This is a genomic window from Achromobacter xylosoxidans A8 (assembly GCF_000165835.1).
In the GTDB taxonomy this organism is placed as follows: Bacteria; Pseudomonadota; Gammaproteobacteria; order Burkholderiales; family Burkholderiaceae_B; genus Achromobacter; species Achromobacter xylosoxidans_B.
Map to the genome: position 1 here is coordinate 582,450 of NC_014640.1, position 21,229 is coordinate 603,678.

Sequence of the window (21,229 nt, forward strand, 5' to 3'; positions counted from 1 at the left end):
CGCTGCCGGCCTGCCACGCGCACTGACGCCCGCTTCTGGTGCGGCGCCGCTGCGGGTGTGCGTCGCGCGGGCGGATGACGGCGATGCGGCATGTCTTCGATCTGCCTCTGGGCGTCTTCATCGGCCTGGCGGCATTGGCCGGCCTGTTCGTCGGCAACTGGCTGACGGTGCTGACGCACCGGCTGCCGCGCATGATGGAACAGGAATGGCAGGCGCACTGTCAGGAGGCTGCGGGCAAGCCGCCTGCCGCGAGCCGTTATGGCCTGTGGTCGCCGGCCTCGCACTGCCGCGCTTGCGATACCCCGGTGGCTGGTTGGCGGCGGCTGCCGCTGCTGGGCTGGCTGCTGCTGCGGGGCCGCTGCGGCGCCTGCGGCGCGGCCATAGGCTGGCGCTACCCGGCCATCGAATTGCTGACCTGTGCGCTGTTCGCCGCTTGCGCCTGGCGTTTCGGCGCCACGCCGCTCGCCCTGTCCGCGATGGGCTTGTCGGCCGCGCTGGTGGCGCTGGCCTGGATCGATTTTGAATCGACGCTGCTGCCCGACGCGCTGACCCAACCGTTGCTCTGGGCCGGGTTGCTGGTCAATCTGTTCGACGCCTTTGCGAGCCTGCAGATGGCGGTAGTCGGGGCGGTGGCGGGCTACGTCTTTCTGTGGGTTATCTTTCATGTATTCCGCCTGCTGACGGGGCGCGAGGGCATGGGCTACGGCGACTTCAAGCTGCTTGCGGCCCTGGGCGCATGGTTCGGCGTGGAAGCCTTGCCGACGCTGCTGCTGAGCGCGTCGCTGCTGGGCGTGCTGATCGGCGGCGCGTTGACCTTGAGCGGCCGCGCTGGCCGCGGACAGCCCCTGCCGTTCGGCCCCTATCTTGCGCTGGCGGGCGTGGTGACGCTGCTGGTGGGCGGCGAACTTGGGTTGGGGCAGTTTTTGCAATAGGGCGGTTTGTGCCCTGCATGGGATGGGCGGTATGTTGAAAATAGGTCTGACGGGCGGCATCGGGTCGGGCAAGTCCCGGGTCGCGGACATGCTCGCGGAATGGGGCGCCACGCTGGTCGATACCGACGAGATCGCGCGTACGCTTACCGCCGCGGGCGGCGCAGCCATGCCCGCGATCGAACGCGAGTTCGGCCCGCGCGCGCTGACGCCGGACGGCGCGCTGGACCGCGCCTGGATGCGCGACCAGGCGTTCTCGGATCCGCAGGTGCGCTTGCGGCTGGAGGCCGTGCTGCATCCCGTCATCGGCCACGAGACCGAGCGCCAGGCCGATGCCGCGCGCGGCGTCTATCTGGTCTTCGTGGTGCCGCTGCTGGTGGAGTCGCTGCCGCGCTGGCGCTCGCGCCTGGACCGCATCTGCGTGGTGGACTGCGACCCCGACACGCAGGTGGCGCGGGTACGGCAGCGCAGCGGGCTGACGGAGCCAGCCATCCGGCGTATCATGGCGGCACAGGCTGCGCGGGCAAGCCGTCTGGAAGTCGCCGATGACGTCATCGTCAATGACGGCGGCACGACGCCGGATCAATTGCGCGCGCAGGCGAAGACCCTGCATGACCGCTGGCTTGCGCTGGCGAGCACGACGGGCCGGCAAGCCCCAGGCTAGGCTGGCACCCCTGAATAACATTGGCCAGCCGGCCAGACACAGATGGGCCTGTAAAGAAGCGTGATTGTTTACGAATACCCCTTCAATGAGCGCATCCGCGCTTATCTGCGGCTGGAATACCTGTTCGACAGGTTGTTCTTCTTTGCCCGCGAGGGGGACTCGCGCCTGCATCAGGTTGCCGTCACCTCCCTGTTCGACCTGCTCGACGCCTGCGAACGCACCGACGTGAAGGGCGCGGTCCTGCAAGACCTGGAGCGCCAGCGCATGGCGCTGGTCGGGCTGCGCGATCACCCCGGCGTGGCGCAGGACGCGCTCGAAGCCATGCTGCGCGAAATGGAAAAGGTGACCACGGCGCTGGCCGCGCCCGGCAAGACCGGCCAGTCCCTGCGCGAAAACGAATGGCTGACCAGCCTGCGCGGACGCTTGTCCGTGCCGGGTAGCGCCACGCAGGTCGACATGCCGTCGTACTTCGCCTGGCAGAACAAATCCGAGGCCGCCCGCTGCGCCGACCTGCAGGCCTGGGTCGCGCCCTTCATCCCTTTGTATGACGGCCTGACCCTGGCCCTGCGCCTGCTGCGCGAATCCGGCCGCAAGTCCGACGTCGTGGGCGAGCAGGGCGCTTACCAGCAGATGCTGGGCGGCAAGCAGTTCCAGCTGCTGCGGGTCTGGTTGGACCCGTCCCAGGGCGTATTCCCCGAGATCAGTGCCAATAAGTACATGATCTGGATACGTTTTTCGACCCAGGACGGGGAATTCAAGCCGCAGCAGGTCGCCCGCGACGTGCCCTTCCAGATGACCCTTTGCAGTTCGTAGGAAGGGTGTAGCGCGAGCGTCCCCGCGTAAGCACATCGTCGCTCAACGCGCGCAACCCTGCCCCTAACCCGTCAGGCAGCGCCAGCGCGGAACTGGGTCCGCCAAGCGCCAGGGGTAAGGCGGCTCCGCCTCCGTTCCGCCCAGATTCCTGTTGCTCCCAGTTTCAACTAAGGATCGCGGCGCTGGAAACCGGGACGGTCTGGTACACAATACGGCTTTCTCCGCCCGTGCCGGAACTGTTCCATGCCTGATAGCCGTCCCGTATCTCCGCCCACCCGTTGGACCCGCCGCCGCCTGCTTGGGCTGGCGTTGGTATTGCTAGTTGCGGCGGGCGTCGCCTGGCTGGTGTTGCGGCCCGCGGCCAAGCCGGGCGGGGCAGGCGGACCGGGAGCGCGCGGCGGCAGGCCGCCGGCGGGCGCCATGATGACGCCGGCGGTGCCGGTGCGCATTGCCACGGCCACCAAGCAGGACATCGACATCTACCTGAAGTCGCTGGGGACGGTCACCGCCTACAACACCGTTACCGTGCGCAGCCGCGTCAGCGGCGAACTGGTGGAAGTGGCGTTCCAGGAAGGTCAGCGCGTGAAGGCCGGCGACCTGCTGGCGCAGGTGGACCCGCGGGCGTTCCAGGTGGCGCTGGACCAGGCGCGCGGCACGCAGATGCAGAATCTGGCGCAGCTGGAGAACGCGCGGCGCGACCTGCAGCGCTATCAGGCCCTGTACAAGCAGGACTCGATCGCCAAGCAGCAAGTCGATACGCAGGCCGCACTGGTGCGCCAGTACGAAGGCACGGTCAAGAGCGACCAGGCCAATGTGGACAACGCCCGCCTGCAACTGGACTACGCGCGGATCACGGCGCCGATCAGCGGCCGCCTGGGCCTGCGCCAGGTGGACCGCGGCAATCTGGTGTCCAGCTCTGACACCAATGGCCTGGTGGTGATCACCCAGACCCAGCCGATTTCCGTGGTCTTCACGCTGCCCGAGACCCAACTGCCCGAGGTGCGCGCCGAGATCGCGGCCGGCAAGACGCTGGCCGTGGACGCCTACGACCGCGCCGACACCCGGCGCATCGCCACCGGCCAGCTGGAAACCATGGACAACCAGATCGACGTGACCACCGGTACCTTGAAGCTGAAGGCGCGCTTCGAAAACGCCGACGACGCGCTTTTCCCCAACCAGTTCGTTAACGTGCGCCTGCACGTGCTCACGCGCAAGGACGTGACCGCGATCCCCACCGCCGCCATCCAGCAAGGTTCGGCTGGCGCCTTCGTGTTCCTGGTGCAGCCGGATAACACCGTGCAGGTACGCCAGCTGAAGCTGGGCGCGGTCAACAATGGCATGGTGGCCGTCAACGAAGGCCTGCAGCCCGGCGACCGGGTGGTGGTCGAAGGCACCGACCGCCTGCGCGCGGGCGCCAAGGTGGAAGTGGCTGGCGGCTCGGACGTGATCCCCGCCGCCCGCGACAAGAACCTGGGCGCGGGCGCCCCGGCCGGCACCACGCCGCCGTCGAAATAAGCCGGGAAACATCGTGAGCCCGTCGCGCCTGTTCATCCTGCGTCCGGTGGCCACCACGCTGTCGATGGTGGCCATTCTGATCGCCGGCTTCATCGCCTACCGGCTGCTGCCCGTTTCGGCGCTGCCGGAAGTGGACTATCCGACGATCCAGGTGGTGACGCTGTATCCCGGCGCCAGCCCCGACGTGATGACCTCGCTGGTCACCTCGCCCTTGGAGCGGCAGTTCGGGCAGATGCCGGGCCTGAACCAGATGTCGTCCACCAGTTCGGGCGGCGCCTCGGTCATCACGTTGCAGTTCAACCTGACCCTGCCGCTGGACGTGGCCGAGCAGCAGGTGCAGGCAGCAATCAACGCGGCCTCCAACCTGCTGCCCAGCGACCTGCCGGTGCCGCCGACCTACAACAAGGTGAACCCGGCGGACGCGGCGGTGCTGACGTTGGCGATTACCTCGCCCACCATGCCCTTGCCGCAGGTGCGCGATCTGGTCGATACGCGGGTGGCGCAGAAGCTGTCGCAGATTCCCGGCGTGGGCCTGGTCAGCGTGGCGGGCGGGCAGCGCCCGGCGGTGCGGGTGCAGGTCAATCCGCAGGCGCTGGCGGCCAACGGCTTGTCGATGTCGGACCTGCGCACGGCCATCGTCGGCGCCAACGTCAACCAGCCCAAGGGCAACCTGGACGGGCCGCAGCGCTCCACCACCATCAATGCCAACGATCAGCTCAAGACGCCCACCGATTACAACGACCTGATCATCGCCTACAAGAACAACGCCCCGCTGCGCCTGTCCGACGTGGCGCGCGCGGTCGAAGGCGCCGAGGACACGCGCCAGGCGGCCTGGGCCGGCGACAAGCCCGCCATCCTGCTCAACATCCAGCGCCAGCCGGGCGCCAACGTGATCGACGTGGTCAACCGGATCCAGGCGCTGCTGCCGCAGTTGCGCGCCGCCTTGCCCGCGACCCTGGACGTGAGCGTGGTGTCCGACCGCACCCAGACCATCCGCGATTCGGTGGCCGACGTGCAGTTCGAGATGATGCTGGCCGTGGCCCTGGTGGTCATGGTGACCTTCGTGTTCCTGCGCAGCCTGACGGCCACGCTGATTCCCAGCGTGGTGGTGCCGCTGTCGCTGGTGGGCACCTTCGGCATCATGTATCTGGCCGGCTTCTCCATCAACAACCTGACCCTGATGGCGCTGACCATCGCCACCGGTTTCGTGGTGGACGACGCCATCGTCATGATCGAGAACATCGCCCGCCACATCGAGGAAGGCGAAACGCCGCTGCAGGCCGCGCTCAAGGGCGCTTCGCAGATCGGCTTCACGCTGATTTCGCTGACCTTTTCGCTGATCGCGGTGCTGATCCCGCTGCTCTTCATGACCGAAGTGGTGGGGCGGCTGTTCCGCGAGTTCGCCATCACGCTGGCAGTGTCCATCCTGATATCGCTGGTGGTGTCGCTGACCCTGACGCCCATGATGTGCGCGCGCCTCCTGCGCGCCGAGTCCGAGCAGAAGCATGGCCGCTTCCATCAGGCCACGGGCGCCTTCATCGACCGCGTCATCGCCGGCTACGACCGCTGGCTGCAGGTGGTGCTGCGCCACCAGCCGCTGACGCTGATCGTGGCGTTGGCGACTTTCGCGCTGACCGTGCTGCTTTACCTGGTGATTCCCAAGGGTTTCTTCCCGCAGCAGGACACCGGTCTGATCCAGGCCATCACCCAGGCGCCGCAATCGATCTCCTTCCCGGCCATGTCCGATCGCCAGCGCACGGCCGCGCGCCTGGTGCTGGAGGATCCCGACGTGCAGGCGGTGTCGTCCTTCATCGGGGTGGACGGCAGCAACGCCACCTTGAGCGCCGGCCGCATGCAGATCGCGCTCAAGCCGCAATCCGAGCGCAACGGCGACCTGCGCACGGTGATGGCGCGGCTGGAGCAGGCCCTGGCCAAGCAGGACGGCCTGACGGTCTACATGCAGCCGGTGCAGGACCTGACCATCGAAGACCGCGTGAGCCGCACGCAGTACCAGATGACCTTGTCCAATCCCGACCTGAAAGTCCTGAGCGAATGGACGCCCAAGCTGGTGAACCGTTTGCGGCAGGTGCCCGGCCTGAAGGACGTGACCGACGACCTGCAGGACGACGGCCTGCAAACCTGGGTCGAGATCGACCGCGACGCCGCGTCGCGGCTGGGCATCACGGCGGCGGTGATCGACGAGGCTTTGTATAACGCCTTCGGCCAGCGGCTGATTTCCACCATCTTCACCCAATCCAACCAGTACCGCGTGGTGCTGGAGGTCGAGCCGCAGTTCCAGGTGACGCCAGCCTCGCTGGGGCAGATCCATGTACCCACTTCGACCGGCGCGCAGGTGCCGCTGTCGTCGGTGGCGCATATCAGCGAGGGCAAGACCGTGCTGGCCGTGAACCGGCTGGACCAGTTCCCCATGGTGACGGTGTCCTTCAACCTGGCGCCGGGCGCCTCGCTGTCCGGCGCGGTGGAGGACATCATCGCGGCCGAGGCCGAGATCGGCCTGCCCACCGGCGTCGAGACGCGCTTCCAGGGCGCGGCGCTGGCGTTCCAGAATTCGCTGTCCAGCACCCTGTGGCTGATCCTGGCCGCGGTGGTGACGATGTACATCGTCTTGGGGGTGCTGTACGAGAGCTATATCCATCCCATCACCATCCTGTCGACCTTACCCTCGGCCGGTGTGGGGGCGCTGCTGGCCTTGCTGATCAGCGGCACTGAACTGGACATGATAGGCATCATCGGCATCATCCTGCTGATCGGCATCGTCAAGAAGAACGCCATCATGATGATCGACTTCGCGCTGGACGCGGAGCGCAAGCGCGGCCTGAGCCCGCGCGCGGCCATCCATGAGGCGGCGCTGCTGCGCTTCCGGCCCATCTTGATGACCACGCTGGCCGCGCTGTTCGGCGCGCTGCCGCTGATGCTGTCGACCGGCACGGGCGCGGAACTGCGTCAGCCGCTGGGCCTGGTGATGGTGGGCGGGCTGCTGCTGTCGCAGGTGCTGACGCTGTTCACCACGCCCGTCATCTACCTGATGTTCGACCGCATGTCGCGTCGCTGGCGCGGCGTGGAGCAGGCCCCGGCGGGGGATGCGTCATGATCCTGTCGGCACCTTTCATCGTCCGGCCGGTAGCGACCACGCTGCTGAGCCTGGCGGTTGTGCTGGCAGGCATGCTGTCGTTCTTCCTCTTGCCCGTGGCGCCGCTGCCGCAGGTGGACATCCCCACCATCTCGGTATCGGCGAGCCTGCCGGGCGCCAGTCCCGAAACCATGGCGTCCAGCGTGGCCACGCCGCTGGAACGTTCGCTGGGCAGCATCGCCGGCGTCACCGAGATGACTTCCAGCAGCTCGCAGGGTTCCACCCGCATCACGCTGCAATTCGATCTTTCGCGCGACATCAATGGCGCGGCGCGTGACGTGCAGGCCGCCATCAACGCGGCGCGCTCGCTGTTGCCGACCAGCCTGCGCAGCAATCCCACGTACCACAAGTCCAATCCTTCCGACGCGCCCATCATGACGCTGGCGCTGACGTCCGACACGCTCAGCCAGGGCCAGCTCTACGACATCGCCTCGACCATCGTGGCGCAGAAACTGTCGCAGGTGGACGGCGTGGGCGAGGTGACGGTGGGCGGCAGTTCGCTGCCGGCGGTGCGCGTCACCGTGCTGCCGGGCGCGCTGGCCAACCGCGGCGTGTCGCTGGACCAGCTGCGCGCCACGCTGGCCAATGCCAACGCCAACCGTCCCAAGGGCGTGCTGGAGAATGACCGCTACCACTGGCAGATCATGGCCAGCGACCAGCTCAGCCGCGCCGAGCAATACCGGCCGCTGATCGTCGCCTGGAAGGATGGCGCGCCGGTGCGCGTGTCCGACGTGGCCCGGGTCGAGGATTCGGTCGAGGACCTGTACCAGACCGGCTTCTACAACGACCGCAAGGCCATCCTGATGATCGTGCGGCGCCAGGCCGACGCCAACATCATCGAAGCGGTGGACGCGGTGCGCGCGCAGCTGCCCATCCTGCAGGCCCTGATGCCGGCGGACGCCCACATGACGGTGGCGCAGGACCGCACGCCCAGCATCCGCGCGTCGCTGCACGAAGCCGAGCTGACGCTGATCATCGCCGTGGGCCTAGTGGTGCTGGTGGTGCTGCTGTTCCTGCGGCGCTGGCGCGCGGCCATCATTCCCAGCGTGGCGGTGCCGGTATCGCTGATCGGCACCTTCTGCATCATGTACCTTAGCGGCTTCACGCTGAACACCATTTCGCTGATGGCGCTGATCGTGGCCACCGGTTTCGTGGTGGACGACGCCATCGTGGTGCTCGAAAACATCATGCGCCACGTGGAGCGGGGCATGTCGCCGATGCGCGCGGCGCTGCGCGGTTCGCGCGAAGTGGGCTTCACGGTGCTGTCGATGAGCCTGTCGCTGGTGGCGGTGTTCATCCCCATCCTGCTGATGGGCGGCGTGGTCGGGCGGCTGTTCCGCGAGTTCGCGGTGACGCTGTCGGCCGCCATCATAGTGTCGCTGGTGGTGTCGCTGACCTTGACGCCGATGATGTGCGCGCGCCTGTTGCGCCAGGAAGCGCCGGAAGAGAAGCCGCCCGGACGGCTGGCGCGCTGGTCCGAGCGTGGCTTTGAATCCATGCTGGACGGCTACCGCCGCAGCCTGCGCTGGGCGCTGACGCACAGCCGCCTGATGATGCTGATCCTGGCGGTCGCGGTGGGCCTGAACGTTTACCTGTACACCGTGGTGCCCAAGGGCTTCTTCCCGCAGCAGGACACGGGCCAGCTGCTGGGATTTTTCCGGGTGGACCAGGGCACCTCGTTCCAGGCCACGCTGCCCAAGCTGGAAGCGCTGCGCAAGGTGGTGTTGGCGGATCCGGCGGTGCAGAGCATGACGGGCTATGCCGGCGGACGGGGCGGCAGCAACAGCAGCTTCATGCAGATCCAGTTGAAGCCCCTGGAAGAGCGCCAGGTCTCGGCGGACGTGGTCATCAACCGGCTGCGCGGCAAGCTGCAGAACATGCCGGGCGCGCGCATGTTCCTGGTGTCGCAGCAGGACATCCGCATCGGCGGCCGCCAGAGTCAGGGCTCCTACGACTACACGCTGATGGCGGGCGACCTGCAATTGCTGCGTACCTGGATGCCCAAGGTGCAGCAGGCCATGGCGCAGATTCCCGAGATCACCGATGTGGATACCGATGTCGAGGACAAGGGCCGCCAGATCAACCTGGTGATCGATCGCGAGGCCGCGACCCGCCTGGGCGTGAGCATGTCCACGATCTCCACGGTGCTGAACAACTCCTTTAGCCAGCGCCAGGTGTCGGTGATGTACGGGCCGCTGAACCAGTACCACGTGGTGCTGGGCGTGGACCCGAAGTTCGCACAGGACATAGAATCGCTGCGGCAGGTCGAGGTCATCACCGCGGCCGGCGCGCGCGTGCCGCTGTCGGCTTTCACCCGCCTGGAAAATGCCAACGCGCCCCTCAGCGTGCAGCACCAGGGGCTGTTCGTGGCCGATACCATCTCGTTCAGCCTGGCGCCGGGCGTGTCGCTGGGCCAGGCCACCAGCGCCATCGATGCGGCAGTGGCGCGCATCGGCCTGCCATCGGACCAGATCCAGGCCGGCTTCCAGGGCACGGCTGCGGCCCTGCAGCAGACGCTGGCGCAGCAACCCTGGTTGATCCTGGCCGCGCTGGTCACCATGTACATCGTGCTGGGCATCCTGTACGAAAGCTTCGTACATCCGCTGACCATTCTGTCGACTCTGCCGTCGGCCGGACTGGGCGCGCTGCTGGCGCTGCTGCTGGTGCGCTACGACTTCACGCTGATCGCGCTGATCGGGGTGTTCCTGCTGATCGGCATCGTCAAGAAGAACGCCATCATGATGGTGGACTTTGCGCTGGACGCCGAACGCACCCAGGGCATGAGTCCGCGCGACGCCATCTTCCAGGCTTGCCTGACGCGTTTTCGCCCCATCATGATGACGACCATGGCCGCCATCTTCGGTGCGCTGCCGCTGGTGCTGGCCACCGGCGCCGGGGTCGAGATGCGCCAGCCGCTGGGCATTACCATAGTCGGCGGCCTGGTCCTGAGCCAGATCCTCACGCTGTACACCACGCCCGTGGTCTATCTTTACCTGGACCGCTTCCGCCTCTGGGCCGCGCGCAGGCGCGGGCCCAAGGGCGGGTCCTCCGCTTCCATAGAACCTACATGATGCGCATCGCCAAGCCTGTCCCGCCCCTGTTTCTTCCCCGCAGCATCGCCACGGCCGCGCTGTGCGCACTGCTGGGCGCTTGCGCGGTCGGCCCCGATTACCAGCGTCCGGCGCTGGACGTGGGCACGGCCTACAAGGAAGGCCAGGGCGAAGTCGAAGGCTGGAAGCCGGCCCGGCCGCTGGACCAGGCCGAGCGCGGCGCATGGTGGCAGGTCTATGACGACGCGACCCTGAACGGCCTGGTCGAACGCCTGAATGCCTCGAACCAGACCGTGGCCCAGGCCGAGGCCAACTACCGGCAGGCGCTGGGCCTGGTGCGTGGCGCGCGCGCCGGCTTCTTCCCGACAGTGGGCGCGGGCGCGGGCATGACGCGCTCGGGCAGCGGCGGCGGGCAGAACGGCTCCACGTCCTCGTCCGGCAGCAATGTCTCGAACCAGTATTCGCTGACCGGCAGCGTCAGCTGGGAAGTGGACCTGTGGGGCCGCGTGCGGCGTAGCGTGGAATCCTCGGAAGCCAGCGCCGCGGCCAGCCTGGCCGACCTGGGCGCCACGCGCCTGAGCGCGCAGGCCGCGCTGGTGCAGGCCTACCTGCAATTGCGCGTGTTGGACGAGCAGAAGCGCCTGCTGGACGCCACCGTGGCGGCCTACGAAAAATCCTTGCAGCTGACGCAGAACCGCTACGCCGTGGGCGTGGCCGGGCAGGCCGACGTGGCCGTGGCGCGCACGCAGGTGGAAAGCACGCGCGCCCAGTCCATCGACCTGGATTGGCAGCGCGGCCAGCTCGAACACGCCATTGCGGTGCTGATGGGCCAGGCGCCGTCGCAGTTCAGCTTGCCGCCCACGGTGTTCGCGCTGCAACTGCCGCAGATCCCGGTGGGCCTGCCCTCCGAACTGCTGGAGCGCCGACCCGATGTCGCGGCCGCCGAACGCCGCGCCGCCGCCGCCAATGCGCAGATCGGGGTGGCGCAGGCCGCGTGGTTCCCCAGCCTGACGCTGTCGGCCGACGGCGGTTTCCGCAACGGCCAGTTCGCGGAACTGCTGACGGCGCCGGCGCGCTTCTGGTCGCTGGGACCGGCGCTGGCGCTGACCATATTCGACGGCGGCGCGCGCGAAGCGCAAGTGGAACAGGCCCGCGCGTCCTACGACGCGCAGGCGGCCGCTTACCGTCAGGCGGCCTTGACCGGACTGCGCGAGGTCGAGGATTACCTGATCCAGCTGCGCGTCATGGAAAACGAACAGGTAGTGCAACGCCGCGCGCTGGAATCGGCGCGCGAATCGCTGCGCCTGACCCAGAATCAGTACAAGGCGGGGCTGGTCGACTACCTGAGCGTGGCGGTGGTGGACGCCACCGCGCTCAACAGCGAACGCAATGCGCTGAGCTTGCTGGGCAACCGCTTTGCGGCCAGCGTCAATCTGATCGTGGCGCTGGGCGGCGGCTGGGAGGGCTTGCCTCCCGCTGGGGCGCAGGCGCGCGCGGACAATCAGGCCGCGCCTGCGGCAGCAACGCCCGCGCAGCCCTGATGTCCCGCCGCGCGGATGCGTGAGGGCACACTGGCGTGGTCAACGCCAGCGGCGTCTCAGCCGCGCGGCATGAAGGCGACGACCAGCCAGGCCGCCGCCGCCGGCACCGCGAACACCAGCAGCAGGATGGGCAGCTCCTCGCGCACCGTGTAGCCGGCGCGCGTGACGCCGACCCACATGTTGACGACCGACATCAGCAGCCACGCGGGCAGGAACCATTTGGCGGCGGCAATCGAGCCGGCCGCGTCGCCGCCCCATTGCTTGCCGAACAGCGCAAACACGGCCAGCAGCAGCAGGCCTCCGACGATGGTCAACAGTACGTGCATGGCGCCGCTCCTATTTGGTGGTGTAGCCGCCGTTGATCAGGACCGTCTGTCCGGTGATCCACCAGCCGTCCGACACCAGGAAGCGGATGAAGGGCACCACGTCCTCGATATCGGTCAGCCCGGTTTTCGAGAACGGCGACAAGGCGGCCGCGGTCTTATGGTACGCCACGGCGTCGGCGCCCTCGGCCGGATAGAAGAACGGCGTGTCCATCGGGCCGGGGCCTACCGCCGTCACCGAAATGCCGCGCGCGCCGAATTCCTTGGAGGCGGCGCGGGTGTAGTGCTCCACCGGCGCCTTGGTGCCGGCATAGGCCGCGTAGAAGGGCGTGTAGGCGCCCAGCAGCGAGGTCACCAGCGTGCAGATCTTGCCGTTGTCGTTGACGTGGCGGCCGGCTTCCTTCAGGAAGAAGAAGGCGGACTTCGAGTTCACCGCGGTCATCTCGTCGTATTCCGCCTCCGTGATTTCGGTGAAGGGCTTCTTGAGCACCTTGCCGACGGTATTGATCGCAATGTCCGGCCGGCCTACCGCAGCCACTGCGTCGGCGAACAGCTTTTCCATTGCGCCGGCCGAACTCAGGTCGGCCTGCAAGGCGACGGCCTGCGCGCCGGCGGCCTGGACGGCGGCGACCGTCGCGTCCGCGTCGGCCTTGGTGCCCGCGCTGTTGTAGTGCACCGCCACCGCCCGCGCGCCTTGTTGCGCCAGGTCCCGCGCGATCAAGCCGCCCAGGTTTTTCGCGCCGCCCGCGATGATGACGGTTTTGCCTTTGATTCCGTGGTCTGCCATGGTCCTCTCCGCTCTCGGGCTGCCGGATGCGAGCCCTTGTGCAGACGATGATATATTCCAAGAAATCCGCACAAAACTGATATTTCTGGTATCTCTATCCAGAAATTACGAACAGTGAGGCCAGGCCTCGCAGGAGCCATCCACCCCATGGACCGCATAGACCTGTTCCGGGTTTACGCCCGCGTCGTCGAGTGCGCGAACTTCTCGCGCGCGGCGGATACGCTGGGCCTGCCGCGTTCCACCGTGTCCGCCGCCGTGCAGGAACTGGAGGGACGGCTGGGCGCGCGGCTGTTGAACCGCACCACGCGGCAAGTGGCGCCCACGCAGGAGGGCGCGGCCTTTTATGAACGCTGCCTGCGCCTGGTGGCCGACATGGAAGAGGCCGAGAACCTCTTCCGTCACGCGTCGGTGGGTCCCGGCGGCATGCTGCGCGTCGATGTGCCCGGACGCGTGGGCCGCCTGATCGTGGCGCCGGCGCTGCCGGCTTTCCTGGAAGCCTATCCGCAGATCGACGTCACGCTGGGCGTGACCGATCGCGCAGTCAATCTGATCGAAGAAGGGGTGGATTGCGTATTGCGGGTCGGCGTGCTGCCGGACTCTGGCCTGGTGGCGCGGCCGATAGGCATGCTGGGCCTGATCAATGTCGCCAGCCCGGCCTACCTGGCGCGCCATGGCGTGCCGTCGACGCCGGACGACCTGGCGGCGGGGCATTCCTGCGTGAACTACGCTTCGCCGTCCACTGGCCGGCTGGCACCATGGGAATGGCTGGACGGCGGCGTGTCCCGGACCGTGCCGCTACGCGGCCGGGTCACGGTCAACAGCGCCGAAGCGTACATTGCCAGCTGCGTCGCGGGTCTGGGCCTGATCCAGATTCCGGCCTATGACGTGCAGCCGCAGATCGCTGCGGGCGAGTTGGTCGAAGTCATGCCGGACCACCGCCCCGCGCCCATGCCGATGACGCTGCTCTATCCGCAGCGGCGGTCTCCATCGCGGCGGGTGCAGGTGTTCGCGGACTGGCTGGAGGCGCTGCTGCGGCCGGCTTGCGGCCTGGGTTGAACGAAAAAAAAGCCGGCCGTCGCGCTGACGGGCCGGCCTTGCTGGCGCCAGCACTGCGGGCGCGGGGTTTACAGCCGTCGGTTTACAACTGGATCGCAGACAGGTCCGGACGCCTCAGGTGCCAGTCCGTCGCCGCCTGGAATGCCATGCCGATACGGCCCAGCGCGTCTTCGCCGTTGGGCTTGCCCAGCAGTTGCACGCCGATGGGCATGCCGTCCGCCGAGAATCCGGCGGGCAGGGCCAGGCCCGAGGCGTTGACGTAATTGCCGGGGCGGGTGAATGCCGCCAGCGGCGTGGCGGCCTCGTCCACGTCTTCCAGCGGGCAGGCGGCAAACGGCAGGCAGGGCGCCAGGACCGCGTCATAGTCGCGCATCCAGTCCTGCCAGGCCTCGCAGGCGCGGGCATGGGCTTGCAGCGCCAACACGTAGTCGGCGGCGCTTGTCTGCTTGCCGCCCAGGATGCGGGCGCGCACGTAGCGGCCCAGAGGCAGGCTGTCGTCCTCGATGTAGTCGCGATGCTGGGCGTAGGCTTCGGCCGCGATGATGAGGCCGTTGCGCAGCATCATGTCGTGGAAATCGAAGGGGAAGGGCGCTTCCACGCATTCCGCGCCCAGGTCCGCCAACGCGCGCCGCGTATCGTCCAGCGCGTTCTGTACCGCCGCATCGATGGCGATGGGGTACTGTGCCTGCGGCATGAGAGCGATGCGCGTGCCGGCTAGCGGCTTTGCGCCCGCGCGCGGATCACGGTAGCGGTAAGCGGGCACGCCTCGCGTCACCGGATCGCGCGGATCAGGGCCGGACATGGCCGCGGTCAGCAGCAGCGAATCGCGTGTGTCGCGGGTCAGCGGGCCGATCGAATCCAGGGTGTGGGACAGGGCCACCGAGCCGTACAGGCTGATGAGTCCGCGCGTTGTTTTCAGTCCGGTGATGCCGTTGAGCGCGGCGGGAATCCGCACCGAGCCGCCGGTGTCCGAGCCTAGCGCGGCGGGCGCGAGGCCCGCGGCCACCGCCACGCCCGAGCCGCTGGAGGAGCCGCCGGGAATGCGGGCGCGCACCAGGTCCCAGGGATTGCGCGGGGTGCCCATGACGGGGTTGGTGCCCCAGCCGCCGAAGGCGAATTCCACCATATGCGTCTTGCCCAGCACCACCATGCCGGCGTCGACCAGGCGGGTCACGGGTGTGGCGGTGACTGTGCTGCGGCGCTCGCGCCAGGCTTGCGAACCGGCCGTGGTGACCTGGCCCTGGATGTCGCACAGGTCCTTGACGGCCACGGGCAGGCCGTCCAGCGGACCGAGCAGGCCATAGCCGGCGCGGCGGCGCGCGTCGGCGGCTTCGGCCAGGCGCAGCGCGCCCTCGCGGTCGACGCTGACGTAGGCGCCCAGCGCCGGATTGGCGCGGTCGATGCGGTCCAGGTAGTGCCGCGCCAGCTCCACCGAGCTGTAGCGGCCTTCGGCCAGGCCCTGCGCAAGTTCGCTGAGCGTGGCAAATGCAATGTCAGACATGTTTTCCTCGGGTGATGTCAGACCGGCGCGCGGCAGCCGCGCGCCGGTCTTCCTGCTTGCGCGCTCAGCGCTTGTTCCAGTCGGGGGCGGGGTAAACCGGCTTCTGCGTGGCGACGTCGGCAGGCCACACAGGCACCATGCCCTTGCCCGGCAGCAACTGCACTACGGGGAAGGGCATCAAGAGCTGCTTGCCCGTTTCGTCGATGGCGTAGGGGCCGGCCATGACGGTGAGCTTGCCCGACAGGTCCAGCGAGGCCTTCTTCAGCGCGGCCGCATCGGTGTTGCCGGCCTGCTTGACGATTTCCTCGGTCAGCGCGCCCGCGCCATAGGCCAGCGCGGTCTGGAAATCGGGCGGGAACTCGGCCTTGGGGAAGCGCTGGTCATAGGCGGCGGCGAACTGCTCGCGCGTCATGCCGGCGTTGACCTTCCAGTTGATCGCGGGGTGGTAGTTGGTGTGGCTGTAGATGTAGTTGGAATCCGCGCCGATGGCCTGGAATTGCGGGGTCGACGCATACACCATGAAGACATACGGGAAGTTGATGTCCAGCTGCTTCATCTGGCGCGTCATGCTGATCAGGTCGCCCTCGTACGAGGTCGGCACCAGCGCCTCGGCGCCGGCCGCGCGGGCCTTCTGCAGGATGGTGCTGAAGTCCTTCTGGCCCTTGGGGTACTTCTCGAACAGCACGACCTGCATGCCGTTCTTGGCGGCCTGTTCCTTGCCGCCTTCGGCCAGGCCGGCCGGGAACGGCTCGTCCGAATACAGGATGGCGACCTTCTTCACGCCCTGGTTGGCGGCCAGCTCCATGTTGGCGCGCAGCATGGCCGACACCGGCATTTGCGTGCCCGACACCATGTTCTTGAAACCCTGCTTGTACAGATCGTCGCTGGCGGCGGACCAGACCATCATGTACTTGCCCAGGCGCTCGGTGACGGTGGCGGCCGCGGCGGTCAGCGTGGAGCCGAAGGGCGCGAACACCAGATCCACTTTTTCATCGACAATCAGGCGTTCGTAAACGCGCGTCACCATCTGCTTGTCGCTGCGGTCGTCCAGCTTGACCAGTTCGACCGGGTACTTCTTGCCTTTGACTTCGATGCCGCCGCGGCGGTTGACGTCGTCGACCCACAGTTCGACGCCGCGCACGCCCGACTGCGAGGCCAGCGCGAAACTGCCGGTGGACGATACCGTCATGCCGACGCGGATCTTGTCCGAAGTCTGGGCGGCGCCCAGGGCAGGGGTCAGGGCGGCGACGGCGAGAGCCAGCGCCGGTAAGCGGGACAGCCAGGGTTTAGCGTGCATGGGAGGTCTCCTATCGTTTTTGGTATACGGCCCCGCATTCCGTGGCGGACCATCGGACAGAGGCCTGGTGCTGGGCAATGTTTGCTCAACACGCAAGATAGCGTATAACAAATAGGCATGGAGCGCACGCCTTGAATAAATTGAATTACCGACAGACCGAAATGTTGTGGGCCATCGTCATGGCCGGATCCATCAGCGGCGCCGCCCGGCTGCTGAATATTTCGCAGCCGGCGGTCAGCCGGATGCTGGCGCATACCGAGAAGGCCATGGGGGTGACGCTCTTCGAGCGGGTCCGCGGCAAGCTCCGGCCGACCTCGCAAGTGCAGAGCCTGTTTGAGGAAATCGAGAAAACGCAGCGTATGATGCAGCGCGTCAACGACTTGGCCGATGCGCTGGCGGAGCATGGCACGGGGGTGCTCCGGCTGGCGTCCATCCCCAGCCTGGCCCAGTTCCTGGTGCCGCGCGCCGTGGCGCGCTTCCAGCAGCGCCATCCCGAATTGCTGTTGCGGTTGAATACGACGGCGCTGCCCACTCTGATCACCGATGTGCTGCAGGGCGAGGCCGAGCTGGGGCTGGTGGTGATGCAAGCCGATCATCCCTTCCTCACGTCCCAGCCTCTGCATGTGGGACGCATGGTGGCCGCCATCCCCAAGGCGCATCCGCTGGCGGGCCGCGCCGAGGTAAGCCTGGCCGACCTGTCGCCCCATCCGCACATCGTGGTGGGCACCCGCATGCCCTTTGGCATGCTGGTGCTGGGCGCCTTCGAGCAGGCGGGCCTGCCGTGCCGCATGTGCGCCGACGTGCCCTGGAGTCAACTGGCCTGTGCCTTGGTGAATGCCGGGGTCGGCATTGCCATCGTCGACGAATTCACGGTCATGCAGAACACCATGCCGGACGTGGTCATCGTGCCGCTGGCCGAGCGCATTCCGCTGAATATCTCGGCTGTCTATGCCAGCAACCGCGAGCCCTCGGCCATAGCGCTGGAGTTCATCAAAGAGCTGCGCGGCGTGCTTGCCGAGGCCTTTCCAGCCGAAAATAAGGGTTAGTCCTTAACTTGCAGTTATGGTTTGAACTGGTCATAATCGCCTCCAAATAAAGCGGCCGTCCAACCCGGAAACGGCCCGGAGGAAGACATATGAGCAGCAGTCCCGTCCTGGCGGCGGGCGCCGCCTCGCATCGCGCGCAGGATCAGCGCGCAGTGCGGTTGCGCACCCGCATCGCCATCATCGTCTTTGCCGGCCTGGCCGCGGGCCTGGCCCTGATCCCGATGGCGACGTCGAACATCTCGTTCGCGTTCTATCTGATGCTGTGGATCACCATGGCCAGCGCCATGAACATCTGCGTCGGCTTCACTGGCTACCTGCCGTTCGGCTACGTGGTGTTCTACGGCGTGGGCTCCTACGCCACCGGCATCTGCTACAAGATCCTGGGCTGGCCCATCCTGCCGTCGCTGCTGGCGGCGGGCGGCGTGGGCGTGGCGATCGCGCTGCTGCTGGCGCCCACGCTGCGCCTGCGCGGGGTGTACTTCGGCATTGTGAGCCTGGCGCTGGCCACCATCGTCAAGCTCATCATCTCCAATCTGCCGCAGTCCTTCACCGGCGGCAGCATGGGCATCATCCTGTCCAATGCCAATAACCCGACGCACAGCTACTACGCCATGCTGGCGGTGATGGGCGCCACCCTGGCCACCGTCACCTGGCTGTCGGTGTCCAGCCTGGGCCGCGCGCTCAAGGCCATCCGCGACGACGACGGCGCCGCCGCCTGCGTCGGCATCCACGTGCCCAATACCCGGCTCAAGGCCTGGCTGCTGGCCGCGCTGTTCCCGGCGCTGGCTGGCGGCATCGAGGCCTGGTACACCAACGTGGTGGATCCGGAGTACGCCTTCCATGTGCTGATCACCGCCAAGAGCATCATCTACGCCATGGCGGGCGGCTTCGGCACCATCCTCGGGCCGGTCGTAGGCACGCTGGCGCTCTTGGGCATCGACCACGTGATCTGGCAGAAATTCCCGGTGGTGAACCTGCTGCTGCTGGGCCTGATCATCGTGCTGCTGATGCTGTTCCTGCCGCGCGGCATCGTCGGCAGCCTGATCAAACGCAAGCCGCAACTGCGCCGCTACATCGCCTGAGGAACCGCCATGACCGGACTGATTATCCAAGGGCTGATCAACGGCCTGATCCTGGGCGCCATCTACGGCCTGATCGGCGTGGGGCTGAACGTGATCTTCGGCGTGCTGCGCGTGGTCAACTTCGCGCACGGCGAATTCCTGGTGCTGGGCGCCTACTTCGCCTTCTATCTGATGGAGTACGCCGGCATCAACCCGCTGGTGGCGCTGCCGCTGGCCTTCGCCGCGTTCTTCCTGGCGGGCTACCTGCTTTACTTCGTGCTGATTCCGCGCCTGTCCAAGGCGGACGATCCCGAGATCAGTTCTCTGCTGCTGATGTTCGGCGTGTCCATCATGCTGGGCGCCATCATGCTGCTGGTGTTCGACGCGGACGCGCGCTCGCTGCCCTATGAGATCGAGCCCGTGTTCCTGAAATTCGGGCCGGTGCTGATCCCCACCGTGCGCCTCTTGGCGCTGGTCATCGCCCTGGCCATCATCGGCGCGCTGACGGTGTTCCTGTACCGCAGCCAGCTGGGCAAGGCGCTGCGCGCCATCATCATGAACCGCGACGCGGTGCGCATCGTGGGCATCAACGCCGAACGCCTGTCGGCCGTGGCCTTCGGGCTGGGCATAGGCCTGGCCGCCACCAGCGGCGTGCTGGTGGCGATGGTGTTCCCCGCGTTCTCGCCGTTCATGGGCAACGATTACACCTTGATCGGCTTCATCGTCATCGTGCTGGGCGGCCTGGGCCATCCGGTGGGGGCGCTGGTCGGGGCGCTGCTGTTCGGCGTCACGGAACAGGTGTCGGTGGTGTTCTTCAATCCTTCCATTGCCACCATCTGCGGCTTCGCACTCATGGTCGCCACCATCTTCATCCGGCCCAGCGGGCTCTTTGGCCGCCAGGCGTTGCGCTAACAGGAGCCGGAAATATGTTGAAAGTCAGCAATCTCAAGAAGCGCTTCGGCGGGCTGGTGGCCTTGCAGGGCGTGGACGTGGACGTGCCGCGGGGTTCCATCCTGGGCATCATCGGCATGAACGGGTCGGGCAAGACCACCATGCTCAATTGCATCAACGGCATCTACACCCCGGACGAAGGTCGTATCGAGCTCGACGGCCAGAACATCGCCGGCAAGCAGATCCACGAGGTCGCCCGCCTGGGTGTGGGACGTACTTTCCAGGTGCCGCGCATCTTCCGCCAACTGACCCTGCTGGACAACCTGGAAGTGGCGCAGCAGCAGACCGGCCGCAGCGCCGACGAGCGCTACGCGCAATCCGAGTACTGGCTGCACAAGGTGGAACTGCACCGGCTGCGCCACAACTACGCGGAAGAGCTGTCCGGCGGGCAGCAGAAGCTGGTGGAATTGGCGCGCATCATGGTGGCGCGGCCCAAGGTGGTGCTGCTGGACGAGCCCTTCGCCGGCGTCAATCCGGCACTGGCGCAACTGCTGATCTCGGTCATCCGCGAACTGCCGGGCGAGCACGATTGCTCGGTGGTGCTGGTGTCGCACGACCTGACCTCGATCTACCAGCTGTCCCACCACATCATCGTCATGAACGAAGGCGCCATCCTGAGCCAGGGCAACGCCGAGCAAGTGCGCGCCGACCCCCGCGTGGTCGAAGCCTATCTGGGAGCCTGACATGAGCACGTCGATACTCGCGCTGGAAGACGTGACCGTGGCCTACCACGGCGACATCACCATCCTCAACCACGTCAACATCCAGGCGCGCGCGGGCAAGGTGACCGGCGTCATCGGTCCCAACGGCGCCGGCAAGTCCACGGTGCTGAAGACCATGTTCGGCTTCCTGCCGCCGCGCACCGGCCGCATCACCTTGCGCGGCGCGGACATCAGCGCGCAGCCCTCGCACGAACGCGCCAGCCATGGCGTGGCTTTCGTGCCGCAGCACCGCAGCCTGTTCGGCGAACTGTCGGTGCACGACAATCTGCTGCTGGGCTGCTGGCCGTTCCGCAAGGACAAGGCGCGCGTGCGCCAGCGCATCGACTCGGTCTATGACCGCTTCCCGATCCTGGCGCAGAAGCGCGACGATCCTGTCTCCAGTATGAGCGGCGGACAGCAGCGCTTCGTGGAGTTCGGACGAGCCTTGCTGATCGAGCCCTCCGTCATCCTGCTGGACGAGCCCACCGCCATGCTGGCGCCCAAGATCTCCAAGGAGATCTACACGCTGATCCGCGGCTTCGCTGACGAGGGCATGACGGTGGTGCTGGTGGACCAGAACGTGCGCCGCTGCGCGGAGGTGTCGGACTACATGTACATCCTGGAGTTGGGCCGCAACAAGGCCGAGGGCGGACGCGAAGCCTTCGATGACGGCGGGGGCCTGCGGGAGATGGTTGCGTCGTGGATGGATTACAAGATTGACTGACGGCGAGGTTCGGTGCGGTATCGGACCGATTCCACGGGCTGTCCGCGGTCGTTGAGAAAGTCGGCCGTAGCTGGCTCGGCGGCGAACCAGGCGTCCCACGATTTGTCGGCTGGCGTCGG

17 protein-coding genes are annotated in these 21,229 nt (G+C 67.1%); 13 read left to right on the forward strand and 4 right to left on the reverse strand.

From position 1 onward, the window contains the following. Window positions 1-83 precede the first annotated feature (83 nt). The 7 genes from AXYL_RS02745 to AXYL_RS02775 all read left to right on the forward strand — a co-directional run bounded on the left by AXYL_RS02745 (window position 84) and on the right by AXYL_RS02775 (window position 11,663). Window positions 84-932 (forward strand): prepilin peptidase, encoded by an 849-nt coding sequence (locus AXYL_RS02745; RefSeq protein ID WP_041652146.1) that lies wholly within the window; start codon window positions 84-86, stop codon window positions 930-932. A gap of 31 nt (window positions 933-963) precedes the next feature. Continuing rightward, on the forward strand, window positions 964-1,593 hold the full coding sequence (gene coaE, locus AXYL_RS02750; RefSeq protein WP_013391306.1) for a dephospho-CoA kinase: 630 nt from the start codon (window positions 964-966) through the stop codon (window positions 1,591-1,593). A 60-nt stretch (window positions 1,594-1,653) separates the two neighbouring features. After that, window positions 1,654-2,406: a cell division protein ZapD gene (gene zapD, locus AXYL_RS02755; protein ID WP_013391307.1), complete on the forward strand. Its 753-nt coding sequence runs from the start codon at window positions 1,654-1,656 to the stop codon at window positions 2,404-2,406. 243 nt (window positions 2,407-2,649) lie between these two features. Then, window positions 2,650-3,921 carry an MdtA/MuxA family multidrug efflux RND transporter periplasmic adaptor subunit gene (locus AXYL_RS02760; protein ID WP_013391308.1) on the forward strand — a complete coding sequence of 424 codons (1,272 nt, stop codon included), beginning with the start codon at window positions 2,650-2,652 and terminating at the stop codon, window positions 3,919-3,921. Between the two features lie 13 nt (window positions 3,922-3,934). Next, window positions 3,935-7,033, forward strand: coding sequence for an MdtB/MuxB family multidrug efflux RND transporter permease subunit (locus AXYL_RS02765; protein ID WP_013391309.1), 3,099 nt, complete (start codon window positions 3,935-3,937; stop codon window positions 7,031-7,033). After that, complete coding sequence (locus tag AXYL_RS02770; RefSeq protein ID WP_013391310.1) at window positions 7,030-10,143, forward strand: multidrug efflux RND transporter permease subunit; 3,114 nt, start codon at window positions 7,030-7,032, stop codon at window positions 10,141-10,143. The genes AXYL_RS02765 and AXYL_RS02770 overlap by 4 nt, the downstream gene beginning before the upstream one ends. After that, entirely contained in the window at window positions 10,140-11,663 is a 1,524-nt protein-coding gene (locus AXYL_RS02775; protein WP_013391311.1) for an efflux transporter outer membrane subunit, read from the forward strand. The genes AXYL_RS02770 and AXYL_RS02775 overlap by 4 nt, the downstream gene beginning before the upstream one ends. A 56-nt stretch (window positions 11,664-11,719) precedes the next feature. Here AXYL_RS02775 and AXYL_RS02780 read toward each other — a convergent pair whose 3' ends face one another. Continuing rightward, the gene (locus tag AXYL_RS02780) at window positions 11,720-11,989 is read right to left on the reverse strand and encodes a hypothetical protein (protein WP_013391312.1); all 270 of its coding nucleotides are present in this window, start codon (window positions 11,987-11,989) and stop codon (window positions 11,720-11,722) included. A gap of 10 nt (window positions 11,990-11,999) precedes the next feature. After that, window positions 12,000-12,773, reverse strand: coding sequence for an SDR family oxidoreductase (locus AXYL_RS02785; RefSeq protein ID WP_013391313.1), 774 nt, complete (start codon window positions 12,771-12,773; stop codon window positions 12,000-12,002). A gap of 147 nt (window positions 12,774-12,920) precedes the next feature. Between AXYL_RS02785 and AXYL_RS02790 the strand changes: the two genes are divergently transcribed. Next, window positions 12,921-13,829 carry a LysR family transcriptional regulator gene (locus tag AXYL_RS02790; RefSeq protein ID WP_013391314.1) on the forward strand — a complete coding sequence of 303 codons (909 nt, stop codon included), beginning with the start codon at window positions 12,921-12,923 and terminating at the stop codon, window positions 13,827-13,829. Window positions 13,830-13,911: 82 nt separating this feature from the next. On the opposite strand, the gene AXYL_RS02795 is transcribed toward AXYL_RS02790, so the two are convergent. Both AXYL_RS02795 and AXYL_RS02800 read right to left on the reverse strand, forming a co-directional pair. Then, window positions 13,912-15,330 (reverse strand): amidase, encoded by a 1,419-nt coding sequence (locus AXYL_RS02795; protein ID WP_013391315.1) that lies wholly within the window; start codon window positions 15,328-15,330, stop codon window positions 13,912-13,914. Window positions 15,331-15,394: 64 nt separating this feature from the next. Then, window positions 15,395-16,627 (reverse strand): amino acid ABC transporter substrate-binding protein, encoded by a 1,233-nt coding sequence (locus AXYL_RS02800; RefSeq protein ID WP_013391316.1) that lies wholly within the window; start codon window positions 16,625-16,627, stop codon window positions 15,395-15,397. A gap of 161 nt (window positions 16,628-16,788) precedes the next feature. On the opposite strand from AXYL_RS02800, the gene AXYL_RS02805 reads away from it, so the two are divergent. From AXYL_RS02805 to AXYL_RS02825, 5 genes are all read left to right on the forward strand, one after another. Then, window positions 16,789-17,673 carry a LysR family transcriptional regulator gene (locus AXYL_RS02805; protein WP_049797747.1) on the forward strand — a complete coding sequence of 295 codons (885 nt, stop codon included), beginning with the start codon at window positions 16,789-16,791 and terminating at the stop codon, window positions 17,671-17,673. An 89-nt stretch (window positions 17,674-17,762) separates the two neighbouring features. Beyond that, a complete protein-coding gene (locus AXYL_RS02810; RefSeq protein WP_013391318.1) occupies window positions 17,763-18,755 on the forward strand; it encodes a branched-chain amino acid ABC transporter permease in 993 nt (330 codons plus the stop codon). Window positions 18,756-18,764: 9 nt separating this feature from the next. Next, on the forward strand, window positions 18,765-19,646 hold the full coding sequence (locus AXYL_RS02815) for a branched-chain amino acid ABC transporter permease (protein WP_013391319.1): 882 nt from the start codon (window positions 18,765-18,767) through the stop codon (window positions 19,644-19,646). A gap of 14 nt (window positions 19,647-19,660) precedes the next feature. Beyond that, window positions 19,661-20,368, forward strand: coding sequence for an ABC transporter ATP-binding protein (locus AXYL_RS02820; protein WP_013391320.1), 708 nt, complete (start codon window positions 19,661-19,663; stop codon window positions 20,366-20,368). Window position 20,369: 1 nt separating this feature from the next. Next, window positions 20,370-21,110: an ABC transporter ATP-binding protein gene (locus tag AXYL_RS02825; protein ID WP_013391321.1), complete on the forward strand. Its 741-nt coding sequence runs from the start codon at window positions 20,370-20,372 to the stop codon at window positions 21,108-21,110. The last annotated feature ends 119 nt before the right edge of the window (window positions 21,111-21,229 follow it).